Genomic DNA, 24249 nt, shown 5'->3' on the forward strand with positions numbered 1-24249 from the left:
CTCAGCCCAGGTACTTGACCGAGACGATCTCGTATTCGCGGGTGCCGGCCGGGGCATCGATGCTGATGCTGTCGCCCTCGTGCTTGCCGATCATCGCGCGCGCCACCGGCGAGGAAATCGCGATCAGGCCCTGCTTGATGTCGGCTTCGAGGTCGCCGACGATCTGGTAGGTACGCTCTTCATCGGTGTCGACGTCGGCCAGCTGCACGGTGGCGCCGAACACGATGCGGTCGCCGGCGGTGAGGGTGGCGATATCGATCACCTGCGCATGCGACAGCTCGCCCTCGAGGTGCTTGATGCGGCCCTCGATGAAGCCCTGCTGTTCGCGCGCGGCGTGGTATTCGGCGTTTTCCTTGAGGTCGCCGTGCGCACGCGCTTCGGCGATCGCGGCGATCACCGCCGGGCGCTTCACCGACTTCAGTTCCTCGAGTTCCGCGCGCAGGCGCAGCGCGCCCTTGGCGGTGATGGGGGCACGGCTCATGCAAGTTCCTTGTGCAGTTCCTGCAGCGAGAGCACGTCGCCCTTGCCGCGATAGTCCAGCGAATGCAGCAAGGCGTTCGCACCGGACACGGTGGTGGAGTACGTGACGCGCTGCTGCAGGGCCTCGCGCCGGATCGAGAAGGAGTCGGCGATCGCCGCGCGCCCTTCGGTGGTGTTGACGATGTAGCAGATCTCGCCGTTCTTGATCAGATCGACGATGTGCGGGCGGCCTTCGATGACCTTGTTGACGCGCTCGCAGGCGACGCCATTGGCGGCAAGGTAGTCCGCAGTGCCGCTGGTGGCGACGATGCTGAAGCCGCGCTCCAGCATGTACTTCGCCACCGGCAGGACGCGCGCCTTGTCCGGATCGCGCACGGAGATGAAGGCCTTGCCCGGTTGCGGCGTCTTGATGTTCGCGGCTTCCTCGGCACGCGCGAAGGCGGCTTCGAACGAGCGGCCCACGCCCATGACTTCACCGGTGGAACGCATTTCCGGGCCGAGGATCGGATCCACGCCCTGGAACTTGGCGAATGGGAACACCGCTTCCTTGACCGAGTAATAGTCCGGCACGATTTCCCTGGTCGCGCCCTGCTCCGCAAGCGTCTTGCCGGCCATGCAACGCGCGGCGATCTTGGCCAACGGCTGGCCGATCGCCTTGGACACGAACGGCACGGTGCGCGAGGCGCGCGGGTTCACTTCGAGCAGGAAGATGGTGTCATCGCCCGCTTCGTTGGTCTGCACCGCGAACTGGGTGTTCATCAGGCCGACCACGTTCAGCGCCTTCGCCAGTTGCACGACTTGTTCACGCAGGCGTGCCTGGGTATCCGCGGACAGCGAGTACGGCGGCAGCGAGCAGGACGAATCGCCGGAATGCACGCCGGCTTCCTCGATGTGCTGCATGACGCCACCGACCAGCACGTTGCCCTGGCTGTCGGCGATCACGTCGATATCCACTTCCACTGCGTTGTCGAGGAAGCGGTCCAGCAGTACCGGCGAATCATGACTGACCTTCACCGCCTCGCGCATGTAACGCGCAAGGTCGGCATCGGCATGCACCACTTCCATCGCGCGGCCGCCCAGCACGTAGCTCGGGCGCACCACCAGCGGGTAGCCGATTTCGCGCGCGTGCGACAGCGCTTCCTCGTCGCTGCGCGCGGTGCGGTTCGGCGGCTGCAGCAGACCAAGATCATTGACCAATTGCTGGAAGCGTTCGCGGTCTTCGGCCAGGTCGATGGAATCCGGCGAGGTGCCGATGATCGGCACGCCATTGGCTTCCAGCGCCTTCGCCAGCTTCAGCGGTGTTTGCCCACCGTACTGCACGATCACCCCGCGTGGCTTCTCCAGCTCGACGATCTCCAGCACGTCTTCCAGCGTCAGCGGCTCGAAGTACAGGCGGTCGGAGGTGTCGTAATCGGTCGAAACGGTTTCCGGGTTGCAGTTGACCATGATGGTCTCGTACCCGTCTTCGCGCAGCGCCAGCGCGGCATGCACGCAGCAGTAATCGAACTCGATGCCCTGGCCGATGCGGTTCGGGCCGCCGCCGAGCACCATGATCTTCTGGCGATCGGTTGGCTGTGCTTCGCATTCGTCCTCGTAGGTCGAATACAGGTAGGCAGTGGTCGTCGCAAATTCGGCGGCACAGCTGTCCACGCGCTTGTACACCGGGCGCACATTGAACGCCTTGCGCAATGCGCGCACGGCGGATTCGTTGGTGCCGGTGAGTGCGGCGATACGCGCATCGGAGAAGCCCTTGCGCTTCAGCGCACGCAGGCGCTTGGCGTCAAGCCCATCCAGCCCGCGATGGACGATATCCACTTCGGCATCGATCAACTCCTCGATCTGGTCGAGGAACCACGGATCGACGAACGACAACGCGTGAACGTCTTCGACCGACATGCCGGCGCGGAAGGCATCGCCAAGATGGAACATGCGTTCCGGGCCCGGCTCCTTCAACTCGCGACGCAGACTGGCCAGATCGCCTTCATCGGTCAGATCCAGGCCGGTCGGATCGAGACCGGTCTTGCCGGTTTCCAACCCACGCAGTGCCTTCTGCAGCGACTCCTGGAAGCTGCGACCGATCGCCATCACCTCGCCCACCGACTTCATCTGGGTGGTCAGGCGCGCATCGGCGGCGGGGAATTTCTCGAAAGCGAAACGCGGAATCTTGGTGACCACGTAATCGATGGCCGGCTCGAACGATGCCGGGGTCTTGCCGCCGGTGATCTCGTTCTTGAGTTCGTCCAAGGTGTAGCCGACCGCGAGTTTGGCGGCGACTTTCGCAATCGGGAAACCTGTGGCTTTTGACGCCAATGCAGACGAGCGCGACACGCGCGGATTCATTTCGATGACGACGACGCGACCGTTCTGCGCATTGATGCCGAACTGCACATTGCTGCCACCGGTATCCACGCCGATCTTTCGCAACACCGCGATGCTGGCATCACGCAGGCGCTGGTATTCCTTGTCGGTCAGGGTCTGCGCCGGGGCGACGGTGATGCTGTCGCCGGTGTGCACGCCCATCGCGTCGAAGTTCTCGATGCTGCACACGATGATGCAGTTGTCCGCAGTGTCGCGGACCACTTCCATCTCGAATTCCTTCCAGCCCAATACCGATTCCTCGACCAGCACTTCGGTGGTCGGCGACAGTTCCAGTCCGCGATTGACGATCTCGATCAACTCTTCGCGGTTGTAGGCGATGCCGCCACCGCTGCCGCCCAGGGTGAAACTGGGGCGGATGATGGTCGGGTAGCCGACGCGGGTCTGGATATCGAGCGCTTCCTCCAGCGTGTGCGCGACTTCGGCCTTCGGGCATTCCAGCCCGATCTCCTTCATCGCCACGCGGAACAGCTCGCGGTCCTCGGCCATGCGGATGGCTTCGCGCTTGGCACCGATCAGCTCGACGCCGTACTTTTCCAGCACGCCGTTGTCGGCCAGGTCCAGCGCGCAGTTCAGCGCGGTCTGCCCGCCCATGGTCGGCAACAGTGCGTCGGGCTTTTCCTTGGCGATGATCTTCTCGACCGTCTGCCAGTTGATCGGCTCGATGTAGACGGCATCGGCCATCTCCGGGTCGGTCATGATCGTCGCCGGATTGCTGTTAACCAGCACCACGCGATAGCCCTCGTCGCGCAGTGCCTTGCAGGCCTGTGCGCCGGAATAGTCGAATTCGCAGGCCTGGCCGATGACGATCGGGCCGGCGCCGATGATCAGGATGGTCTTGAGGTCGGTGCGCTTAGGCATTGTTGTGCTTCTCCATGAGCGCAATGAACTTGTCGAACAGCGGTGCCACGTCGTGCGGGCCGGGCGAGGCTTCCGGATGGCCCTGGAAGCTGAAGGCCGGCGCATCGGTCAGTTCGATGCCCTGGTTGCTGCCGTCGAACAGCGAGCGATGCGTCACGCGGGCATTTGCCGGCAGCGTGGCTTCGTCGATGCAGAAGCCGTGGTTCTGCGAGGTGATCATGACTCGGCCGGAATCGATGTCGATCACCGGATGGTTCGCGCCATGGTGGCCGTGCGGCATCTTCATGGTCTGCGCGCCGACCGCGAGGCCGAGCAGCTGGTGGCCGAGGCAGATGCCGTAGGTCGGGATCTTCGTGGCCACGAATTCGCGGATCGCGGCGATCGCGTAATCGCAGGGCGCCGGATCGCCGGGGCCATTGGACAGGAACACGCCATCCGGCTGCATCGCCAGCACGTCGGCCGCAGGAGTTTGCGCCGGCACCACGTGCACGTCGCAGCCGCGTTCGGCCAGCATGCGCAGGATGTTGGCCTTGGCACCAAAGTCGTAGGCGACGACCTTGAACTTCGGTTCGGCACGGACGAATTCGTTGCGGTCGAGATCGAGCTGACCTTCCTGCCACTGGTAGGCAGATGTGGTGCTGACGACCTTGGCCAGGTCCATGCCCTTCAGGCCGGGGAATTTGCGCGCGGCTTCGATCGCCTTGTCGGCATCCAGCACCTCGTTCGGTGCGGAACCAGCCAGCAAGGCGCCGTTCTGCGCGCCCTTGTCTCGCAGGATGCGGGTGAGCTTGCGGGTATCGATATCGGCGATGGCGACGATGCCGCGCTGCTGCAGCCACTCCGGCAGCGCCATCTGGCTGCGCCAGTTGCTGGGCCGGCGTGGCACGTCGCGCACGATCAGGCCGGCGGCCCAGGCCTGCGCGGCTTCATCGTCCCGGTCGGTGCAGCCGGTGTTGCCGATATGCGGATAAGTCAGCGTGACCAACTGCCGTGCGTACGACGGGTCGGTGAGGATTTCCTGGTAGCCGGTCATGGCGGTGTTGAACACCACCTCACCTACGGAGAGGCCGGCTGCGCCCACGGAAATGCCCTCGAAGACAGTACCGTCTTCAAGCGCGAGGATGGCGGGTATGTTCAAGTGCGTCGCCCTGCAGAAAGTTGCACAAAAGACAGGTTGCAAAAAAGCGCCGAAGCGGCGGGGCCGGTCCGGAACTGGGGTGTGTAGGCGAGCGAGAATTGTACGGATTTGCGCCGGCTGGCGCCAGTCTCAGAGCAGGTCTGCGACCCGGTAACGGCCCGGTGGGCGACTGGTGATGGTGCGGGCGACGTGCAACGCGCCGCGGGCGAAGATGTCGCGGTTGGTGGCGCGATGGATCAGTTCGAGGCGCTCACCGGTGGTCGCGAACTGCACCATGTGCTCGCCGACGATGTCGCCGGCGCGGATCGAGGCGTAATGCGGGCTTGCGCCGCCCTCGCCCGCTGCCATGCCCAAGGTCAATGCGGTGCCGGAGGGGGCGTCCAACTTGCGGGTGTGGTGCGCCTCGACGATGTCGCAATCCCAGCCCGGCAAGGCGCGCGCGGCGCGCTCGACCAGGTCGTGCAGCACTGCCACGCCGAGGCTGAAATTGCTGGCCCAGATCAGCGGAATCTTGGTGGCAGCTGCTTCCAGTGAGGCGAGTTGCGCGTCCGACAGTCCGGTGGTGCCTGAAACCAGCGGCTTGCCGCGGGCCATGCACAGGCCAAGGATCGCGTCGAAGCCTCCCGGCAGGCTGAAATCGATGGCGACATCGAATTCCGGCACACCCGCGAGTTCGGACGAAGCAAATTGCGGGATGCCGTCGATCACCCGTGGCCCGACCGTGCGGGACACGGCGGCGACCACGCTGCGACCGGAGTTTTCATCGCACAGTCGTTGCAAGGCCTGGCCCATGCGGCCGTTGGCACCGTGGATCAGCAGTCGGGGGGTGTTTCGCTCATGGTCGCAGGCTAGCCGCACGTGTCTGTGTCGACAAGCAGCACGTGTAAGACGTGGCGGCGCCTCAGCCTTGGTTCGCGGCTTGCTGAAGGCGCCCGGCAACCTGGTACATCGCATCCTCGAACGGCGTTTCGCCGTCGCGCAGCGAAACCTTGCCCAGTTTGGCCATTGCCGCCAGCTCCTCCGCGGAGGCCACCAGCACACGGATGCCACGGCGATTGACCAGCAACAGGCGCCCGGAGATCGGGCTGACCCAGGAGACTTTCGCGGGCTCGATCCTGTCGGCCGACGTCGCCAGCTGGATCCAGCTGCCGACCTGCAATTTGCGCATCCGCTCCAGCCCTGAAGGATCGAAATCCAGCCTGTCCGTGCCTGCTACCACTTCAAGCAGCGGTTCCGGCTCGGTCGATGCGACTGGCTCGGGGGCGACCTGCTGTTCGGGCAGATGCGTCGTGTTGTCTGCCGCGCGTTCACCGCCCGCCATGCGCACCAACGCGTCCTGCAAGGAATCGATAGCGGCGTCGGCGGCTCCACCGAGGCAGCCAGAGCTCGACAGGATTGCCTCGAATCCCTTGCGTGGCAGCGCGGGAATTTCCGCAGCCGGAGTACGCAGTTCCGCATGATCGAAGGCCAACAGCAGGTCATCGACTGCCTGCACGGCTTCCTCATAGCGTGGCGAACCGTGTCCGTCCCGCAGCATCACCTGGATTAGGTGGTGGGAAGCATAGCCTGAGAGGAATTCATTCATCACCGCTGGCAACTCGCGTTCGCCACGATGCTGGGCCAGTAGTGCATTGGTGGCACTGCGCGCGTGCTCCAGGCGCTCGCGCCCGCGCTGGGCTTCCGCCGCGCGCTTCTCCGCCAGTTCGAAGCGTTTGCGGTGTTGCGCCATGTAGGAACGCAACTCCTGCTCCAGGGTTTCGAAGATGGCGACGTCTTCGTTGAACTCGCTCACCAGTCGATCGATGGTGCTATCCACATGCCCCAGCAGTTCCCGTTCCTGCGGCGCCTCGCCATGGTTGCCTTCACAGGCTTCAGCAACGGTATTGAGCAGCTTGCGCGCCGGATGCTCCTTGAACAGGAACATGCGTCGATCCTGTACCGCCACTTTGACGTAGGGCACCAGCATGCGGCCGATCTTGCGACGTATGTCGGCATCGTATTGCGGGCCATCGAGCAACACGTCGAACAGCAACGCAACCAGATCCACCGCATCCTCGTCGAGGCCATCCAGATGCAGGTTGTCGCTTTTGACCCCAAGCTTGCGGGCACCGCCCAGTACCTCGCTGCGCAGTTGTTCAGCCAGCGATTGCCGGGAATCGCGTTTGGTCGGTTCGAATTGCGTGGGCATGTCGCGCTGCATCAGCGACAGGATCGACATCAGTTCGTTGGAACTCAGGGTTTGGGCTGGTCCGGTTCCGCCCTGATTCCCGAGAATGGCCCCCTGGCTGGAGCGCCACCCCTGCAGGAGGCCCAGAAGATTTGCGAATACTGCCTGGTCGGCCGGTGACGGCGGCTGCGACATCGTTTGTGCGGCGCCATCGTCACCTTGTTCGACATGCGCAGGCGGCTTCGGTGCTTCTGCCCTGGCTGTGGCGCGTAGTTGGGGCAGCACCCCCGCGGATACCAGCAGAGTATTGCTGCGCTCATAGCTCTGGCTCAGCGCCGTCGCCAGTTCGCGTTCAAAAAACTTGAACACGACGATGCGCACGCCAGCGTCGAGTTCGACACCTTCCAGCGACCGGCGCAGCAGGCTCGCGATATAGACCGGATTCAACGGATTGTCGAGGCCATCCAGCGATTCGCGGCCAGTCAGGTATGCCAGTCGCTTGCCGAGCAATTCCAGCCCGGGTGCATGCATGCGGGTCAGGCTGTCGGCAAGCTGCTCATTCGCGAGTTGCTCCTCGAGGGCATCCTCGCTGATCAGGGCCAGCCTGTTGCCGGCGATATCCGATGCCGCACTGCGTGGATCGCGCAAGGCCCGGAAACCAGCAATCAGTCCTTGCTCGAAACGCTGCCCGATCTGGCTGCGGGCACGGCGCAGGTCGCGCAGCGCATTCAGCCCGAAGTCGTCCTGGCCGGATTCGCTGCGCTGGAACAGATAATCGTCGACTCGCCCGAGTGTGGCATCCAGGGCCGGCTTCAACTTTTCGAGCGCAATTTTCTGCAAAGCATCAAGCAGCAACGTCGGGTCTTGCCAACGTTGACCAATGGGATCGATGGGGGAGTCGGATGACATCAAGGTGCCTGAACACAATTGACCGCACCTTACACACTAGGTCACTTTCTGTCACAGGTTGTTGACATGCGTCATGTTTTGACGCGCAAAGGCGGGCTGCAAACGTATGCAAGCCAGCCCTACGACACCATTCGATCCCAGAATCCCTTCACTCCGTCCAGGAAGGTCGCGGACTTCGGCGAATGCCGGCGCGCGTCTTCGCCGCCGAAGGTGGATTCGAACTGCTCCAGCAGCGTGCGCTGTTCGGCGGTCAGGTTGACCGGGGTTTCCACCTCGACCTTGCAATACAGGTCGCCCGGGTGGCGGCTGCGCACGGATTTCACCCCGCGGTCGCGCAGGCGGAACACCTTCCCGCTCTGGGTTTCGGCGGGGATGCGCAGTTCGACCTCGCCGCCCAGGGTGGGCACGCGGACGGTGTCGCCGAGCGCCGCCTGCGAGATGCGGATCGGCACTTCGCAGTGCAGGTCGTCGCCGTCGCGGGCGAAGATCGCATGCGGGCGCACCCGCACTTCGACATACAGGTCGCCCGCTGGCGTGCCGGCCGGGCCGGCTTCGCCCTCGCCAGCCAAGCGGATGCGGTCGCCGTTGTCGACGCCGGCCGGAATCTTCACCGACAGGGTCTTGTCTTCTTCCACGCGGCCGGCGCCATCGCATTCCTGGCAGGGATTGGCGATGGTCTTGCCGCTGCCGCCGCAATGCGGGCATGCCGCCTGCATCGCGAACGGACCGCGCTGCATGCGCACCTGGCCGCGTCCATGGCAGGTGCTGCAGGTGTCGATCTTGCCATCCGCAGAACCGCTGCCCTTGCAGGGCTCGCATTCCGCCAATGTCGGGATTTCGATGCGTTTCTCGATGCCAGCGACGGCGTCCTCGAGGTCGAGCTCCATCACGTAGCCGACATCCGCGCCACGGCGCGGGGCCTGGCGCCCGCCGCCGCCACCGAAGATGTTGCCGAAGATGTCGCCGAAGATGTCGCCCACGTCGTGGAAGCCGGGGCCGGCGTTGCCGCCGCCCATGCCGTGCTCGAACGCGGAATGGCCGTGCTGGTCGTACAAGCGGCGCTTGCCGCCGTCGCTCAGCACTTCATAGGCTTCTTTGCACTCCTTGAACGCGGCTTCAGCGGCCTTGTCGCCGGGGTTGCGGTCCGGGTGGTGCTTCATCGCCGCGCGGCGATAGGCCTTCTTCAGGTCTTCATCGGTGGCAGTGCGGGCCACGCCCAGCACTTCGTAGTAGTCGCGCTTGCTCATTCGTACTCAACATCCCTCATGGCAACGGGCAGACCACTGGCCTGCCCGTTGCGTTGACCGCATCGCTGCCGCGATCAGGCCTTGTTGTTGTCGTCGTCCTTGACCTCGGTGAACTCGGCATCGACCACGTCGTCGCTGCCGCCCGGGGCCGGGCCGGCACCGGCGTCGCCGCCCGCCTGTTGCTGGCCAGCGGCGGCCACAGCCGCGAACAGCGCCTGGCCGGCCTCTTCCAGCGCCTTGGCCTTGGCCTCGATCTGGCCCTTGTCGTCGCCCTTGATCGCGGATTCCAGCTCGGCGATCGCACCTTCGGCACGACCGATCAGGTCGCCCGGCACTTTGTCGCCGTTGTCCTTGATCGCGGTGCGGGTGGCGTGGATCAGGCCGTCCGCCTGGTTGCGCGCAGTGACCAGCTCGTGGAAGCGCTTGTCTTCCTCGCGGTTGGCCTCGGCGTCCTGCACCATGCGCTGGATCTCGTCATCCGACAGGCCGGAACCGGCCTTGATCTCGACCTTCTGTTCCTTGCCGGTCTTCTTGTCCTTGGCATTGACGTGGAGGATGCCGTTGGCGTCGATGTCGAAGCTCACTTCCACCTGCGGCATGCCGCGCGGCGCCGGCTCGATGCCGGTCAGGTCGAACTTGGCCAGCGACTTGTTGTAACGGGCCTGCTCGCGCTCGCCCTGCAGCACATGCACGGTGACCGCGGTCTGGTTGTCCTCGGCGGTACTGAAGGTCTGCGAGGCCTTGGTCGGGATGGTGGTGTTCTTCTCGATGATCTTGGTGAACACGCCGCCCATGGTCTCGATGCCCAAGCTCAGCGGGGTCACGTCGAGCAGCAGCACGTCCTTGACGTCGCCCTGCAGCACGCCGCCCTGGATCGCCGCGCCAACCGCCACGGCTTCATCCGGGTTCACGTCCTTCTTCGGCTCCTTGCCGAAGAACTCGGTGACCGCCTGTTGCACCTTCGGCATGCGGGTCTGGCCGCCGACCAGGATCACGTCGCTGATGTCGCTGGCGCGCAGGCCGGCATCGTTCAGCGCGATGCGGCAGGGTTCGATCGTCTTCTTGACCAGGTCATCGACCAGGGCTTCCAGCTTGGCGCGGGTCAGCTTGATGTTGAGGTGCTTCGGACCAGAAGCGTCCGCGGTCACGTACGGCAGGTTGACCTCGGTGCTCATCGCGGTAGACAGCTCGATCTTGGCGCGCTCGGCCGCATCCTTCAGGCGCTGCAACGCCAGCGGATCCTTGCGCAGGTCGATGCCCTGCTCCTTGTTGAACTCGTCGACGAGGTAATCAATGACGCGCTTGTCGAAGTCTTCGCCGCCCAGGAAGGTATCGCCATTGGTGGCCAGCACTTCGAACTGCTTCTCGCCGTCGATGTTGGCGATTTCGATGATCGAGACGTCGAAGGTGCCGCCGCCGAGGTCGTACACCGCGATCTTGCGATCCTTGCTGTCGCCCTTGTCCAGGCCATAGGCCAGCGCGGCCGCGGTCGGCTCGTTGATGATGCGCTTCACTTCAAGGCCGGCGATCTTGCCCGCGTCCTTGGTCGCCTGGCGCTGCGAATCGTTGAAGTAGGCCGGTACGGTGATGACCGCTTCGGTGACCGGCTCGCCCAGGTAGGCTTCGGCGGTCTTCTTCATCTTCTCCAGCACCTTGGCGGAGACTTCCTGCGGCGCCAGCTTCTTGCCGTCGGTCAATGCGACCCAGGCATCGCCATTGTCGTGCGAGGTGATCGCATACGGCACCAGGCCGATGTCCTTCTGCACTTCGGCGTCGGTGAACTTGCGGCCGATCAGGCGCTTCACCGCGTAGAAGGTGTTCTTGGGGTTGGTGACGGCCTGGCGCTTGGCAGACGCGCCGACCAGCACTTCGCCGTCCTTGGTCCAGGCGACGATGGACGGCGTGGTGCGGTCGCCCTCGCTGTTTTCGATGACCTTGGCCTTGCCGCCTTCCATGATGGCGACGCAGGAATTGGTGGTGCCGAGGTCGATGCCGATGATCTTAGCCATGTGTGTTCCCTCTGGAATCTTTGAATGTCTGGGGCGCTACGCGCCGATGACCGTGATGTGGGGTTTTCGCGGGCGGCTTCAAGGGCCGCGCGAAGGATTCGTTCAGTCTTGTTTCGCGACCACGACCAGCGCCGGCCGCAGCAGGCGTTCGTTGAGCAGGTAGCCCTTCTGGAAGGTCTGCGCGACCGCGCCCGGCGGCACGCCCTCGGCATCGATCATGCTCATCGCCTGGTGCTTTTCCGGGTCGAACGCGTCGCCAGCGGCGGGCGCGACTTCGGTCAGGCCGTTCTTGCCGGCGATGATGTGGAGCTGGCGCAGGGTCAACTCCAACCCGGCCCGCAACGGATCATCCGCGGTGGCGTTGGCAAGACCCGCCTCCATGCTGTCGAACAGCGGCAGCAGGTCGCCGAGCAGGCGCTCGTTGGCGAATTTGCGGGCCATTTCGACATCGCGCGCCAGGCGCTTGCGCTGGTTCTCGAGATCGGCGCGCTCGATCAGCGATTGCGCCTTCAGCTGCTCGAGTTCGGCGCGCAGCACCTCGGTTTCGTCGATTTGCGGCGTATCGGTGGCCGCTTCGTTTGCTTCCTGCATGGGGTCTTGGGTCATGGTTGCGGGCTGTTTTGCGGCACCGTGCCGCGTCCAACTAGGGCTATGGGGCCGCCTGCCTAAGGATTCAAGCGTCCGGCGACAGGGCCGCGCCCAAGACCGCCGCGGTGGCCTCCACCACCGGGATCACCCGCTCGTAGGCCATACGGCTGGGCCCGATGACGCCCAGCACGCCCAGCATCCGCCCACCGCTGCCGTAAGGCGCGGTCACCAGCGACATGCCTTCCAGCGGCGCCAGCCCGGTTTCATCGCCAATGAATACGCGCATGCCCGGCGCTTTCGCCGTGCGTTCCAGCAATTGCAGCAGTTCGCGTTTCTCCGCAAAGGCCTCGAACAGGGCGCGCAGGCGTTCCAGGTCGTTGATGTCCTGCAGGCCCATCAGCTTGGTTTGCCCCGCGACCAGCATGTCGTCCCTGCCCGGCGCGAAGGCCTGTTCGGCCAGGTCCATCGAATCCGCCAGCAACCGCTCCATCTCGCCGCGCGCATTGCGCAGGTCGCGCAACAAGGCGGCGCGGATATGCGCCAACGGCTGCCCGGCGAAATGGCTGTTGAGGTAATTCGCCGCCTGCTCCAGCTCGGCGGGATCGAAGGCGCGGCGCACCTGCACCATGCGGTTTTGTACCTCGCCATCGGCGAACACCAGGATCGCCAGCACCTTTTGCGGTTCCAGTGCCACGAACTCGATCTGGCGGAAGGCGAAACTCTCCCGCCCCGGCACGCTGACCATGCCGGCGAAATGGGTCATCGCCGACAGCAATTCCGATGTACTACCCAGCAACGCCTGCGTGCCCGCGCCGGCCGGCAGTTCGCTGCGCATGCGGCTCAGCTCGCCTTCCGGCAAGGGCTTGACCTGCAGCAGCGCGTCCACGAACAAGCGATAGCCTTGCGCGGTCGGGATGCGTCCGGCCGAGCTGTGCGGCGCGGCCAGCAGGCCGGCGTCCTCCATCGAGGACAGGATGTTGCGGATCGTAGCCGGGCTGACGTCCAGCCCGGAATGCCGGGCCAGGGTCTGCGAACCCACCGGCTCGCCGTCGCGGATATGCCGCGACACCAGCGTGCGCAGCAATTGCCGCGCGCGTGGGTCGTTGCTGATGTCGGTGCCCGGGCGTGCCATGCCGATGTTGTAAGCGCCGCCCCGGCCACGCGCAAGCACGGCATGCCGTCGGTCGTCGCGGCCGGCTACCGGAGTGATGCGGTGAACAGGCACAATGCGCGCCGATGCTGAACCGCCTGTCCATCCGCGATTTCGCCGTGGTCGCCCATGCCGAGCTGGCATTCGGCGCGGGCCTGACTGTCATTTCCGGCGAAACCGGCGCCGGCAAGTCGCTGTTGGTGGATGCGCTGGGTTTCCTGTGCGGCGCGCGCGCGGACGCCGGCGCGGTCAGGCAGGGCGCCGAACGCGCTGAACTGGAAGCCGAATTCGCACTGGCCGACAGCCCTGCTGCGCAGGATTGGCTGCGCGAGGCCGAAATGCTTGATGAAGGCCCGGACGATGGCGACGCCTGCCAGCTGCGCCGCACCCTGCGTGCCGATGGCGGCTCCCGCGCCTGGATCAACGGCCGCGCGGCGACGATGGGCCAGCTTGCCGATCTGGCCGCATTGCTGGTGGAAATCCATGGCCAGCACGAACAACAGGCGCTGCTGTCGCGCACGACGCAGATGTCTCTCTTGGATGCCTATGCGCGGCATCCGGATTTGCTGGCGTCCGTGCGCGAATCTGCGCTGCGCTGGCGCACGCTGCGCGCCGAACGCGACGCATTGCTTGCGCGCGGCGACGTGGGCGAGCGCAAGGCCTGGCTGGCCCACCAGTTGGACGAACTGCAGGCGGAAACGCTGGAGCCCGAGGCCTTGGCGGAACTGGATGCCAGCCATCGCCGGCATGCGCATGCGGCATCGCTGATCGCCGCCTGCGAATCTGCGTTGGAACGGCTGGGCGGCGACCACGCCCTCGGCTCGCAGCTGCAACACCTGCGTTCCGGCTTGCAGCGCGAAGCGGGCAACGAGCCGCGCCTCAACGAAGTGGATGCGATGCTGGATTCCGCGGCGATCCAGCTGGATGAGGCACTCGTCCTGCTCGAGCGCATCCGCGACGACCTCGACCTCGATCCTGATGTCTTGCAGCAGATTGAACAGCGCTTGGTGCGCGTGCAAGACCTGGCGCGCAAGCACCGCGTCGCACCGGACAAGCTCGCCGCGCATCGCGACGTATTGGCGGCCGAACTGGAATCGCTGGCCGATGCCGATGTGCGGCTGCAAAGCCTGGACCGCGACATCGCCGGCGCGCAATCGGACTGGCAAGCAGGCGCCAAGCGCCTCACCGCGTCGCGCCGCAAGGCCGGCGATGCGCTCGCGAAGGCCATCGAAAGCCTGATCGGCGAACTCGGGATGGGCGGTGGCCGTTTCGAGGTGGCGCTGGACGCCATCGCCGACCCGCAATCGCCGGATGCCAATGGCGCGGAACGCGCGGATTTCCTGGTCTCCGCGAACGCCGGCCAGTTGCCGCGGCCATTGCGAAAGGTCGCGTCCGGCGGCGAGTTGTCGCGTATCTCGCTGGCGATCGAAGTCGTCACCCTGGGCCTGGATGCGGTGCCGACGATGGTGTTCGACGAAGTCGATTCCGGCATCGGCGGCGCAGTCGCAGCCGCAGTCGGCGCCAAGCTGCGCGCGCTGGGCGATACCCGCCAGGTGCTGTGCGTGACCCACCAGCCGCAAGTCGCTGCGGCCGGCCATGCGCAATACCGCGTCAGCAAGGCCGCGCAGGACGGCATCACCCAGTCGTCGGTGGCGGTGCTGGATGCGAAGGGGCGGATCGATGAGATCGCGCGGATGCTGGGCGGTGCGGAAGTGACCAAGGAAGCGCAGGCCGCGGCGAAGCGGCTGCTGCAGCACTAGCGTTTCTTGCGGACGTACAGCACCAGTGCGTGGTCCTCGATCACGTACCCGTGCTGGGCGGCGATCTTGTGTTGCAGGGCCTCGATCTCGTCGCTGTGGAACTCGATCACCTTGCCGCTGTCGACATCGACCATGTGGTCGTGATGCTCGCCGCGGTCGAGTTCGTACACCGCATGTCCGCCTTCGAAATTGTGCTTGAGCACCAAGCCGGCGGATTCGAATTGGGTCAGCACGCGGTAGATGGTGGCCAGGCCGATTTCCTCGCCCTCGCCCAACAGGTGCTTGTAGATGTCCTCGGCAGTCATGTGCCGCGGGCGGGTCTGCTCCAGCAACTCCAGGATCCGCATCCGCGGATGGGTCACCTTCAGTCCTGCCTTGCGTAGATCCTGCGATTCCATCGGTGCTCCATGCATGGAACGGCACGTGAACGCAGGCCTGAGAGGTGGCTGCCGGTGCCGTGCTGCGAGGGCTTCAGTGTATCATCGGCGCTTCGTTCACTGCCCTTTCCCGCCGATGCGCAAGCTGCTTCCTCTCCTCCTCGCGATCCTGTTCGCCAGCGGCTGCGGCGTGCTGTACCGGCAACCGATCTACCAGGGCAACCTGCTGGACAAGACTGCGGTGGATCAGTTGCAGGAAGGCATGGACAAGCGTCAGGTGATGACCTTGCTGGGCACGCCGTCGATCCGCGACCCGTTCCATCATGACCGTTGGGATTACGTCGCCACCCGCCGCACCGGCCGCAGTGGCCCCACCGTGGTCAAGAACATGACTCTGTATTTCCAGGGCGATGCATTATCCAGGTGGGAAGGCGAATATTTCCCCGAGGAAGATTCTGAACTGGCCAAGACCATGTCCAAGTTCGGCAACTTGGCGAAGGACAAGGACAAGAAGGGCGGCCGCCGCCGCTAAGGCTTGCTTCCCCTGGCGCGTTCGGCACGCAGCCGGCGCGCCTGCTTCGGATCCAGTTGCAGGCTGCGCAACAGTTCGATGCGGTCGCCATCGTGCAGCGCGGTCGTCAGCGCCGCAGCTTGTCCGAAGACGGCCAAGCCGACGAATTCCGCGTCTAGTCCCCAGCCGACGGCCTGCAACGCATCGTCCACGTTCATGCCTGTCGCCAGTTCGACGGCCGTTTCCTCGTGGCGCTGCGGCCACGCGCGGAGCAATTCGACCCGCATCACGCGGGACGCCCGGCCCGATCCGCTTCGCGCACGAAATCGTCCACCATGCGGTCGGCGAGTCCCTGCATGCCCATGGCAAGCGCGGGCCCGAGTAGGCGGTTCTGCGGTTCGAAGTCGAGTTTCAGGGTCACCTTGCAGGCGGATTCATCCAGTGCATGGAATTGCCAGTGGCCCAGTAGGCGCTTGAACGGGCCGTCACGCAGGATCATGTCGATGTGATGCGGTGGCGACAGCGTGTTCTCGGTGGTGAACCAGGTGTGGAAACCACCGATGCCGAGATCCAGTCGTGCAACCACCCGATCCTCGCCCTGCTCCAGCACCTCGGCTTCCCGGCACCAGTCGAAACGGCGTGGGTAGGCGGCGATATCGTTCACCAGCGCGAACATGCGCGCGACGGAATGTTCGACCAGGGCACTGCGGACGATTTCTGGCATCGGGTTTCCATGGCAGTCCGTGTCGCTGCCGACCCGGAATGCATCTTTTCGGCGACAATGCGCACGATGAACAAGAAGGCCGGCAAGGATAAGCCAAACGGCGGCACCATCGCCCTGAACAAGCGGGCCCGCCACGAATACCATTTCGAAGACAGGTTCGAGGCCGGCCTGGCCCTGCAAGGCTGGGAGCTGAAGGCGATCCGCGCCGGGCGCGCGAATATCGTGGATGCCTACGCGGTGGTGCTGGAAGGCGAGATCTTCCTGGTGGGCTCGCAGATCACTCCGTTGATCCAGGCGTCTACCCACGTGGTCGCCAACGACCGCCGCACCCGCAAGCTGCTGCTGCACCGGCGCGAGATCGACGTGCTGGTCGGCCGCGTGCAGCGCGACGGCTTCACCCTGATCCCGACCGCGCTGTACTGGAAGGGCAACAAGGTGAAGATGGAGCTGGCGCTGGCACGTGGCAAGCAGAGCCACGACAAGCGCGAGGCGAGCAAGGAGCGCGACTGGAACCGCGAGAAGCAGCGCGTGATGCGCCGGCACAACAAGGACGCGTGAGCATCCCAGCATCACCGGAATGCTCCCCATGATTCGCTGATGCGAGCCATGCCCCCCACATCAAGTTGCCATCCCCATACGCGCCTGTGGCGCGAATCGCCCCCGAGTCGGGGGCTGAAAGCGCGGCTCTTGCGCAGCGGAGTCAGCCTGTCGTCGTTGCGGGTTCGACCGGTTCGCCCAGCTTGAAGTGGAAGGCGGCACCTTGCCCCGCTGCGCCACTAGCCCGGATCCAGCCGCCGTGGCGTTCGATGATCCGCTTCACCGAGGCCAGGCCGATGCCGTGGCCGGGGAACTGATCCTGGCTGTGCAGGCGCTGGAACGGACGGAACAGCTTGTCGGCATAGGTGGCGTCGAAACCGGCGCCGTTGTCGCGCACGAAGTAGACGGGTTGCCCGTCCGCATCCGCTTCCATGCCGACTTCAACTTGCGGATCCGCTACGTTGCGGGTGAATTTCCATGCATTGCCCATCAGGTTGTCGAGCAATGTCATCAGCAAGGTGCGGTCACCGCATGCGCGCATGCCTGGCTGCACATGCAATCCGACGTTGCGGTTCGGCTCCGTGTCGGCCAGGCCGGCACCGACCTCCTCGGCCAGCGCACTGAAATCGATGTCCGTTACGACGAGTCCACTGCGGCCGATGCGCGAGAGCTTCAGCAGGGCGTCGATCAGTTCGGCCATGCGTGCGGTCGCCTTGCGTACGCGCAGCAGGTAATCGCGGCCGGTCTCGTCGAGTGCCTGGGCGTGGCGTTCGCCAAGGATGCGACTGAAGCCTTCCATCGCCCGCAATGGCGCGCGCAGGTCGTGCGAGACGCTGTAAGCGAACGATTCCAGTTCCTGGTTCGCTTCGCTCAACTCGCGCGTACGCGCCGCGACGCGCACCTCAAGCGTGCGGTTGAGGGCTTGCACCGCCGCCTCGGCACGCACCCTCTCGGTAACATCATCCACCTGCACCAGGCGCACCACGCCTGTGCCCGGGTCTCTCGGAATGGGGGCGAAAACAAGTTGCACGTGGCGCAGTTCGCCGTCCCGCCAGTGCAGCGTGCGCGTGGTGCGCACCACGCCATCCTGCTCATCGAGCACGGCATTCATCTGGGCGGTGCGCAACGGGGTCTCATTGGTGTTGTCGAGCAGGTCGGCGAATGGCTGCCCGATGAGTTCGTCCGCATCACGGCCGACGATGGTGGCGAACGATGGATTGCTTTCGACGACATTGCCTCGCTCATCCAGTAGCGCCTTGCCGATCCCCGAATAGCGCATGGAATTGCGGAAGCGTTGTTCGCTGCGTCGGAACGATTCGGTCATGTCCAGCGCGATGCGCTGCGCGCGCGCTTCGGTCGAGGCCAGCATCCATGCCAACGCGAACAACAGCAGGGAGGCGCAGATACCGGCCACCAGCAGCTTGTTGACCGTGGCAAGCTGCGGCGCCGCGGCCTGTTCCGGCCCGGAAAAGAAATCGAAACGCCAGCGGCGGCCGTAGAACGACAACGGCAGGCTGTGGGTGAACGTGTTGACCTTGCCGATATCCGGGTCTTCGTAGAGCACGACCTGCGCCGGATCGGTGACATCCACCACGCGCATGCGCTCGCTGCTTTTCGCGGGGGCGACCGCCACGCGCAGCATGTCGTCGACATGGATCGGCGCGTACACCCAGCCCTTCATCGCGCGTCGCCGCTGTACCGGATTGTCCGGCGGCAGCGTGGTGTCGTACACAGGTGCGTACAGCAGCAGCCCCGGGCTCATGCGTCCGCCATCCTGTACCAGATGCACCATGCCGCTCATCCGGGTCTGCCCGCTGTCCATGGCCGCGCGCATCGCCGCCTGGCGCACGGGCTCGGAATACATGTCGTAGCCCAGCGCCAGCAGGTTCTCGTGCGTGTGCGGTTCCAGGTAGATGATCGGCCCGTACTGCGGACGCACGCCATGCGGATGCACGCTGAGCCTGCCATTGCCGCTGTCGCGGATCAGCAATTGCAGCCGGGCCAGCTTCGCCGGATCGGCGTAGGCCGCGAATCCCAGCCCGGTCAGCGATGGAAACCGGCTGGGCAACGCCAGGCCATCGGCATAGCTGCGCCAATGTTCTGGCGACGGCCATTTCAACGCAGCAAAGAGCGATGCGCCGCCACGCAGAGTGATCTCGAAACTGGTCAGACGCAGCTGCACCAGCGACGCCAGTTTGCCGACGGTGCTGTGGAACTGCGATTCGGCCAGCTCCAACTCGCGGTTGCGCGCGTTGCTCCATGCGCTGAACACCAGTCCCAACGACACCAGCAACACCAGCACGGCGAACGGATAACCGAAGCGCCAGCGCAGGCCAGCCAGGGCCGTGCGGTTATCGATGGAATTCAGGGCGACCCTGTCCTGCTCTTGCGTCATCGTCGAAGGATAACCGCTGCCTGAGTCCCGGCTTCCAATCATGCCTTGCGGCCTTGTGAAAGCTGTGTCGCCCCCTATACTGGCTTGGTCGGTGAGATCGACGTTCCCGGGGGTGCACTGGCTTCGACGGGGGTCGCGAAATCGTCTGGCGCATGCCGAGGGGGTAGCTTTCCTCGTTAATCCAGCTGCAAAAACCCAGACGCCAACGACGACGTCTACGCTCTCGCCGCTTAAGGCGTAAGCCCCGAACCCACTTGTGCCCGTGCTCGTGGATGTAGGGTCATTATCACGGAACCGGCCCTGGCGGCGACCCGCCAACCAGCGGCTTAACCAAAGCGGGTGTGGATGACGGTGTGCCTCGCACGTTGTGTTGCCGTCATCCGAGATCGAACAACGAGCTAAGCATGTAGTGCCGGGCATGGAGTGCCTTCGGACGCGGGTTCGATTCCCGCCACCTCCACCAATGCAAACGGGCCGCCCAAGGGCGGCCCGTTTTTTTGTGGCGCCGTTGGAGATCAGCCCTGCAGCGGCAGCAGGCGGATCTCCACGCGGCGATTCAGGGAGCGACCCGAATCGGTGTCGTTGCTGGCGACCGGATAACGCTCGCCCATGCCCACGATCTCGAAGCGCTCGCGCACCACGCCCTGCCCGATCAGGTAACTGGCCACGGCATTCGCGCGACGCTCGGACAACGTCTGGTTGGCGGCGTCGGAACCGACGCTGTCGGTATGGCCGCTGACTTCGACGATGGTCTGGTTGTAGTCCTTCAGCGTGCTGGCGATGGTGTTCAACGCCGGGTAGAACTGCGGCTTCAGGTCGTACTTGGCGAAGTCGAAGGTCACGCCGTCAGGCAGGTTGAGTTTGATCACGTCGCCGTCGCGGGTGACGTCGATGCCGGTGCCCGCGGTTTCGCGGCGCAGTTCGGCTTCCTGCTTGTCCTGATAGGCGCCGATGCCGCCACCGGCCAGTGCGCCGATGCCGGCGCCGACCATCGCGCGCTGGCGACGTTCGACGGCATCGTCACCGCTCAACAGACCCGCTGCGGCACCGATCGCGGCACCGATCAGGGCGCCACGCTTGGTACGGTTCGGATCATTCGGATCATTGGTCTGGCCGGTGTAGGTGGCGCAGCCCGCGGTGAACGCGGCGAGTGTTGCGGCAAGCGCGGCAAGCTTGAGGCTGGAATTCATTGCACGACTCCTCGTTCGTGGATGTGTTCAGGCGAGTCCTGAAGACGGACGACAAGGTAGGCGTGTGCATGTGGCCCGAATGTGAACGGGGCGAAGCTTCGTTAAGCCGCGGTTGCGTCTTCAAGCAAGGCCGCCGCGGCCGCCGCATCCAGCGGAGAATCCCAGTTGCCCATCATCGCCAGATAGAGCAGCTTGTCGAACTCCGCGCCGAAGCGCCGGATCACGCCTTCCGGATCCGGGATCAGGCGCGCATCGGAAATGATGCCGAAGTGCACCTGGCCGCGATAACTGAGGATGGACAGGCCCAGTCCGATCGAACCGGTCTGCGGCACCCAGAACATCATGTCGCGCAGGGTGCAGCCGGCCATATACAGCGGCTGCTGCGGGCCCGGGACATTGGTGGCCACGGCGCTCGCCTTGCGGCTGAACATCTCCAGGGCGAGTTCCTGCACCGGTGGTGGTGCGATGCCGAGTGCCGCCAAAAGGCCATATGCAACAATGGCTTGCCTTGAATTTTTCAAGCGATTCATGCAGTCGGCCACGCGCTCCAGGCGACGCAGCGGATTGTCTTCGCCAACCGGCAGTTCCAGGAACACCAAGCCGAAATGGTTGCCCAGCTTGCGGGCATGCTCCAGCGGACGGAGGTTGACGGGCACCGTGGCGCGCAGGGTCATGCCGTCCAGGTTTTCGCCGCGCTCTAGCATGTAGCCGCGCAGTGCGCCGGCCGCGGCGGCCATCAGCACATCGTTGACCGTGCAATCGCAGGCGCGGCCAACGGCTTTCACTTCCTCGAGATCGAGCGGTTCGGCCCAGGCGACGCGCTTGCTAACGCCAAGCCGCCCGCGCAGCAGCGATGGCGGATCGTCCGGCAATGCCAGCGCGGTCACCAGCTCGCGGGCGATCTCGCCGCCCTCCTTCGCGATCAAGCCGGCCAGCGTGGGATCACGGTACATCGCCATCCCCTGCTCGAACGCCTTGCCGCCAAGCTTCATGTAGCGCTCCATCGCACCCACCCGGCGCGCGACGGATGCTCCGTCCTGCTTCAACCAGGCTTTGTCGAGCCGGCTGGCTTTGGACGAATCGCGGTTGGTATCGGTCAGCGACAACAGCACCTGCACCAGCGCGATGCCGTCGGCATAGCAATGGTGGATGCGTGCGACCAGCGCAGAACCACCCTGGTAGCGTTCGACCAGATGGAATTGCCATAGCGGCTTGGTCGGATCCAGCGGACTGGAGGCGAGTTGGCTGGCGAAACGCTCCAGCGCCTTCTTTTCCGCGGCGGGACTGCCTTTGCCCGGCAAACCGGACAGGCGCACATGCCAGTCCAGGTCGAAATGTTCGTCCTCCACCCATTGCGCCCCGGTCGCACCTTCCACCGGCTTCTGCTTGAACCGCGAATAGGCCAGGAAGCGTTGCTGGATCACCTTCTTCAGCTGCGCAAGCGACATCGGCTCGGCGAACATCAACACGCCGGTGATCATCATCGGGTTGGTCGGGCGTTCCATCCGCAGCCACGCGGTGTCCACCCGCGACATCGGTTCGCGCTTCAGGCGCCGCTTGCCCTGACTTTCGGCGGAACGCTTCAAGCGCGGTTTCGACGTAGCCATCTGACCTCCCGGGATTCAGGCGAGTGAATCACGTGCGGCCGCGTACGGTCAACGCGGGACTCAGCCGCCCATGTATTCGCGCGGAATGCGTTCGTTGAGGCCCGTCAGGATTTCGTAGGGGATGGTGCCGGCCAGCTGGGCCAGGTCTTCGGTACGAATGGCTTCGTCGCCCTGGCGGCCGACCAGCACGACCTCGTCCTCGTTGTAGGCGCTGCCGGCCGGGCCCAGGTCGACCATGAACTGATCCATGCACACGCGCCCGACCAGCGGCCGCCGTTGCCCGCGAATCAATACCTGCCCGCGTGAGGACAATGCGCGCGGGAAGCCGTCGCCATAGCCGATCGGGATGGTGACCACGCGGGTGTCGCGGGGGCCGTCCAGGTGGCGCCATAGCTGACCGTGTTGCCTGCCAGCACGACCTTGAAGTACACGACTTGCGAGACCAGCGACAACGCCGGCCGCAGGTTGATGGTCGGTTCCGATGCCGGATCCGGCAACACGCCGTACAGGACAATGCCTGGTCGCACCATGTCTAGCCAGGTCTGAGGGAAATGCAGCACGCCGCCGGAATTGGCCAAGTGGCGTAACGGCATCGGCGCACCGATGCGCTCGAAGTGCGCGCAAGCTTCCTCGAAACGCGCGAGTTGCTGCAGCGTCATCGACGATGCAGGATCGTCCGCGCAGGCTAGGTGCGAGTAGATGCCCTTGAGCACGCACCAGTCCGATGCCGCGGCTGCTTCGATGAACGGGCCGCACGAATAACTGTGCACGCCGATCCGCTCCATCCCGGTGTCGATCTTGAGATGGATGATGGCTTTGCGACCCAGCGATTCGGCCGCGGCCTCGACCTGGCGCAGCTTGTCCAGCGAGGACACGGTGATTTCAAGGTCATGCACGATGAACTGCGCGACCTGCGGGCCGAAGATGCCGCCCAACACCAGGATCGGCTTGCTGATGCCGGCCTTGCGCAGGGCGATGCCCTCTTCCACGAAGGCCACGCCGAGTTGGTCGACACCCTCCGCTTCAAGATGTCGGGCCACCTGCACCAGCCCGTGGCCATAGGCATTGGCCTTGACGATGCCCATTACCGGCACGCGCACCTGCGCGCGGATCGCCTGCAGGTTGTGCGATAGCGCATCCAGGTCGACGCGGATGCGGGAAGGCCGATGGCTGACGGGATCGCTCATCCGTGTATTCGAGCATGCCGATGGCGCGCTGCCTACCCGCGTGTTACCTCACGCCATCGCGTCGGGGCGGCCCATGCGGTCGCGGATGCGGCGCGCCCACGTTTCGGGCGTCTGTGGCTTGACGAAGATGACCAGCACTGCCGGGTAACGTTCGCGCAAGCGATCTTCCATCCGCTCGATCGCCTGCTCGATGTCCGGGGTGGACAGGTCGTCGCGGAATTCGGCGCTGAGTGCGACCGACATTTGCTCCGGTCCCAGGTAGGTGGTGAGTACGCCATTGGCGTGGACGATGGCGGGATCTTCCGCTGCAACGGCGAGCAGTTCATCCACCAGTTGCGGATCCGCAGCCTCACCGACCAGCAGGTCGCGCGAACGCGACCCCAGCGCATAGGCGGCGAACGCCAGCAACAGGCCGATCAGCAGCGAGGCCACGCCATCCAGTTCGGGCATGTCCAGCCACTGCGAGAGCGCCAAACCGATGGTGGCGATGACAAGGCCGATGATCGCAGCGGAGTCCTCGATCAGCACCGCCAGCAGGCTCAGGTCCTTGTTGGTCCACAACGCCTGCCACGGACGCTGGCCCGGGCGCAGGCTGGCGTGGAACTGGCGGAAGCCGATCCGCCACGACAACCCCTCGAACAGCAGCGAGAACCCCAGCACCACGTAATTCACCAGCGGCTTCTGCACGTGCTCCGGCGCGAGGATATGGGTGACGCCCTGGTAGATCGACACCAGCGCGCCCAAGGCGAACACCATGATCGCGACCACGAAGGTCCAGAAATACAGTTCCCGCCCGTAGCCGAACGGGTGCAGCTTGTCCGGACGCCGCGCGGCGCGGCGCTTGCCGTACAGCAACAACACCTGGTTGATCGTGTCCACCAGCGAATGCACGCCTTCGCTGGCCATCGACGCGCTGCCGGTAATCGCGGCAGCGACGAACTTGGTGGCCGCGATCGCTGCGTTGCCCGCCAGTGCCGCAAGAATGGCCTTGTTGTTTCCCGCCATGGAGGTGCCCCCCTGCGTGGCTGGCCCGGAC

At 64.9% G+C, this 24249-nt stretch carries 20 protein-coding genes, 1 other RNA gene and 1 pseudogene; 4 read left to right on the plus strand and 18 right to left on the minus strand.

Annotation, left to right across the window (positions count from 1 at the left end):
* Position 1: 1 nt before the first annotated feature.
* From greA to hrcA, 9 genes are all read right to left on the minus strand, one after another.
* Positions 2-481: a transcription elongation factor GreA gene (gene greA, locus G7079_RS07870; RefSeq protein WP_166056781.1), complete on the minus strand. Its 480-nt coding sequence runs from the start codon at positions 479-481 to the stop codon at positions 2-4.
* Positions 478-3717, minus strand: coding sequence for a carbamoyl-phosphate synthase large subunit (carB, locus tag G7079_RS07875; protein WP_166056782.1), 3240 nt, complete (start codon positions 3715-3717; stop codon positions 478-480). The genes greA and carB overlap by 4 nt, the downstream gene beginning before the upstream one ends.
* Complete coding sequence (carA, locus tag G7079_RS07880; RefSeq protein WP_166056783.1) at positions 3710-4855, minus strand: glutamine-hydrolyzing carbamoyl-phosphate synthase small subunit; 1146 nt, start codon at positions 4853-4855, stop codon at positions 3710-3712. Before carA ends, carB begins: the two co-directional genes overlap by 8 nt.
* Before the next feature lie 129 nt (positions 4856-4984).
* Positions 4985-5713 (minus strand): 4-hydroxy-tetrahydrodipicolinate reductase, encoded by a 729-nt coding sequence (locus tag G7079_RS07885; RefSeq protein ID WP_255453140.1) that lies wholly within the window; start codon positions 5711-5713, stop codon positions 4985-4987.
* Positions 5714-5756: 43 nt separating this feature from the next.
* Complete coding sequence (locus G7079_RS07890) at positions 5757-7949, minus strand: DUF1631 family protein (protein WP_166056785.1); 2193 nt, start codon at positions 7947-7949, stop codon at positions 5757-5759.
* A 101-nt stretch (positions 7950-8050) separates the two neighbouring features.
* A complete protein-coding gene (gene dnaJ / locus G7079_RS07895; RefSeq protein WP_166056786.1) occupies positions 8051-9178 on the minus strand; it encodes a molecular chaperone DnaJ in 1128 nt (375 codons plus the stop codon).
* Between the two features lie 74 nt (positions 9179-9252).
* Positions 9253-11187 carry a molecular chaperone DnaK gene (dnaK, locus tag G7079_RS07900; RefSeq protein WP_166056787.1) on the minus strand — a complete coding sequence of 645 codons (1935 nt, stop codon included), beginning with the start codon at positions 11185-11187 and terminating at the stop codon, positions 9253-9255.
* A gap of 102 nt (positions 11188-11289) precedes the next feature.
* The gene (grpE, locus tag G7079_RS07905; RefSeq protein WP_166056788.1) at positions 11290-11793 is read right to left on the minus strand and encodes a nucleotide exchange factor GrpE; all 504 of its coding nucleotides are present in this window, start codon (positions 11791-11793) and stop codon (positions 11290-11292) included.
* A 67-nt stretch (positions 11794-11860) separates the two neighbouring features.
* On the minus strand, positions 11861-12907 hold the full coding sequence (gene hrcA / locus G7079_RS07910; RefSeq protein ID WP_166056789.1) for a heat-inducible transcriptional repressor HrcA: 1047 nt from the start codon (positions 12905-12907) through the stop codon (positions 11861-11863).
* Positions 12908-13011: 104 nt separating this feature from the next.
* Here hrcA and recN point away from each other — a divergent pair, with 104 nt between their 5' ends.
* Positions 13012-14685 carry a DNA repair protein RecN gene (gene recN, locus G7079_RS07915; protein WP_166056790.1) on the plus strand — a complete coding sequence of 558 codons (1674 nt, stop codon included), beginning with the start codon at positions 13012-13014 and terminating at the stop codon, positions 14683-14685.
* Here recN and fur read toward each other — a convergent pair.
* Positions 14682-15083, minus strand: a complete 402-nt coding sequence (fur, locus tag G7079_RS07920) for a ferric iron uptake transcriptional regulator (protein WP_166056791.1) — start codon at positions 15081-15083, stop codon at positions 14682-14684. The two genes, recN and fur, sit on opposite strands and share 4 nt — an antisense overlap.
* 115 nt (positions 15084-15198) lie before the next feature.
* Here fur and bamE point away from each other — a divergent pair, with 115 nt between their 5' ends.
* On the plus strand, positions 15199-15594 hold the full coding sequence (bamE, locus tag G7079_RS07925; RefSeq protein WP_166056792.1) for an outer membrane protein assembly factor BamE: 396 nt from the start codon (positions 15199-15201) through the stop codon (positions 15592-15594).
* Here bamE and G7079_RS07930 read toward each other — a convergent pair.
* A complete protein-coding gene (locus G7079_RS07930) occupies positions 15591-15860 on the minus strand; it encodes an RnfH family protein (RefSeq protein WP_166056793.1) in 270 nt (89 codons plus the stop codon). The genes bamE and G7079_RS07930 overlap by 4 nt on opposite strands.
* On the minus strand, positions 15860-16297 hold the full coding sequence (locus tag G7079_RS07935; RefSeq protein WP_166056794.1) for a type II toxin-antitoxin system RatA family toxin: 438 nt from the start codon (positions 16295-16297) through the stop codon (positions 15860-15862). Before G7079_RS07935 ends, G7079_RS07930 begins: the two co-directional genes overlap by 1 nt.
* A 66-nt stretch (positions 16298-16363) precedes the next feature.
* On the opposite strand from G7079_RS07935, the gene smpB reads away from it, so the two are divergent.
* Positions 16364-16855 (plus strand): SsrA-binding protein SmpB, encoded by a 492-nt coding sequence (smpB, locus tag G7079_RS07940; RefSeq protein ID WP_166056795.1) that lies wholly within the window; start codon positions 16364-16366, stop codon positions 16853-16855.
* 142 nt (positions 16856-16997) lie between these two features.
* On the opposite strand, the gene G7079_RS07945 is transcribed toward smpB, so the two are convergent.
* The gene (locus G7079_RS07945) at positions 16998-19229 is read right to left on the minus strand and encodes a CHASE domain-containing protein (RefSeq protein WP_166056796.1); all 2232 of its coding nucleotides are present in this window, start codon (positions 19227-19229) and stop codon (positions 16998-17000) included.
* Between the two features lie 108 nt (positions 19230-19337).
* On the opposite strand from G7079_RS07945, the gene ssrA reads away from it, so the two are divergent.
* Positions 19338-19692: a transfer-messenger RNA gene (ssrA, locus tag G7079_RS07950) on the plus strand.
* A gap of 52 nt (positions 19693-19744) precedes the next feature.
* Here the strand turns inward: ssrA and G7079_RS07955 are convergent.
* The 5 genes and pseudogenes from G7079_RS07955 to G7079_RS07970 form a co-directional block, all read right to left on the minus strand.
* Positions 19745-20317 (minus strand): annotated as a pseudogene (locus tag G7079_RS07955) (OmpA family protein); the annotation flags it as partial.
* Between the two features lie 203 nt (positions 20318-20520).
* The gene (locus G7079_RS07960) at positions 20521-22005 is read right to left on the minus strand and encodes a wax ester/triacylglycerol synthase family O-acyltransferase (protein WP_240906146.1); all 1485 of its coding nucleotides are present in this window, start codon (positions 22003-22005) and stop codon (positions 20521-20523) included.
* 81 nt (positions 22006-22086) lie between these two features.
* Positions 22087-22383, minus strand: a complete 297-nt coding sequence (locus G7079_RS13355; RefSeq protein ID WP_206203190.1) for an alanine racemase C-terminal domain-containing protein — start codon at positions 22381-22383, stop codon at positions 22087-22089.
* On the minus strand, positions 22314-23213 hold the full coding sequence (alr, locus tag G7079_RS07965) for an alanine racemase (RefSeq protein WP_206203191.1): 900 nt from the start codon (positions 23211-23213) through the stop codon (positions 22314-22316). Before alr ends, G7079_RS13355 begins: the two co-directional genes overlap by 70 nt.
* A 48-nt stretch (positions 23214-23261) precedes the next feature.
* Positions 23262-24218 carry a cation diffusion facilitator family transporter gene (locus G7079_RS07970; RefSeq protein ID WP_166056799.1) on the minus strand — a complete coding sequence of 319 codons (957 nt, stop codon included), beginning with the start codon at positions 24216-24218 and terminating at the stop codon, positions 23262-23264.
* Between the last annotated feature and the right edge of the window lie 31 nt (positions 24219-24249).

The sequence above is a fragment of the Thermomonas sp. HDW16 genome, from assembly GCF_011302915.1.
In the GTDB taxonomy this organism is placed as follows: Bacteria; Pseudomonadota; Gammaproteobacteria; order Xanthomonadales; family Xanthomonadaceae; genus Thermomonas.

Bases quoted from the DNA above. Each gene is read 5' to 3' on its own strand.
- greA (WP_166056781.1), bottom strand. From the start codon at position 481: ATGAGCCGTGCCCCCATCACCGCCAAGGGCGCGCTGCGCCTGCGCGCG.
- carB (WP_166056782.1), bottom strand. From the start codon at position 3,717: ATGCCTAAGCGCACCGACCTCAAGACCATCCTGATCATCGGCGCCGGC.
- dnaJ (WP_166056786.1), bottom strand. From the start codon at position 9,178: ATGAGCAAGCGCGACTACTACGAAGTGCTGGGCGTGGCCCGCACTGCC.
- dnaK (WP_166056787.1), bottom strand. From the start codon at position 11,187: ATGGCTAAGATCATCGGCATCGACCTCGGCACCACCAATTCCTGCGTC.
- grpE (WP_166056788.1), bottom strand. From the start codon at position 11,793: ATGACCCAAGACCCCATGCAGGAAGCAAACGAAGCGGCCACCGATACG.
- hrcA (WP_166056789.1), bottom strand. From the start codon at position 12,907: ATGGCACGCCCGGGCACCGACATCAGCAACGACCCACGCGCGCGGCAA.
- recN (WP_166056790.1), top strand. From the start codon at position 13,012: ATGCTGAACCGCCTGTCCATCCGCGATTTCGCCGTGGTCGCCCATGCC.
- fur (WP_166056791.1), bottom strand. From the start codon at position 15,083: ATGGAATCGCAGGATCTACGCAAGGCAGGACTGAAGGTGACCCATCCG.
- bamE (WP_166056792.1), top strand. From the start codon at position 15,199: ATGCGCAAGCTGCTTCCTCTCCTCCTCGCGATCCTGTTCGCCAGCGGC.
- G7079_RS07930 (WP_166056793.1), bottom strand. From the start codon at position 15,860: ATGCGGGTCGAATTGCTCCGCGCGTGGCCGCAGCGCCACGAGGAAACG.
- G7079_RS07935 (WP_166056794.1), bottom strand. From the start codon at position 16,297: ATGCCAGAAATCGTCCGCAGTGCCCTGGTCGAACATTCCGTCGCGCGC.
- smpB (WP_166056795.1), top strand. From the start codon at position 16,364: ATGAACAAGAAGGCCGGCAAGGATAAGCCAAACGGCGGCACCATCGCC.
- G7079_RS07945 (WP_166056796.1), bottom strand. From the start codon at position 19,229: ATGACGCAAGAGCAGGACAGGGTCGCCCTGAATTCCATCGATAACCGC.
- alr (WP_206203191.1), bottom strand. From the start codon at position 23,213: ATGAGCGATCCCGTCAGCCATCGGCCTTCCCGCATCCGCGTCGACCTG.
- G7079_RS07970 (WP_166056799.1), bottom strand. From the start codon at position 24,218: ATGGCGGGAAACAACAAGGCCATTCTTGCGGCACTGGCGGGCAACGCA.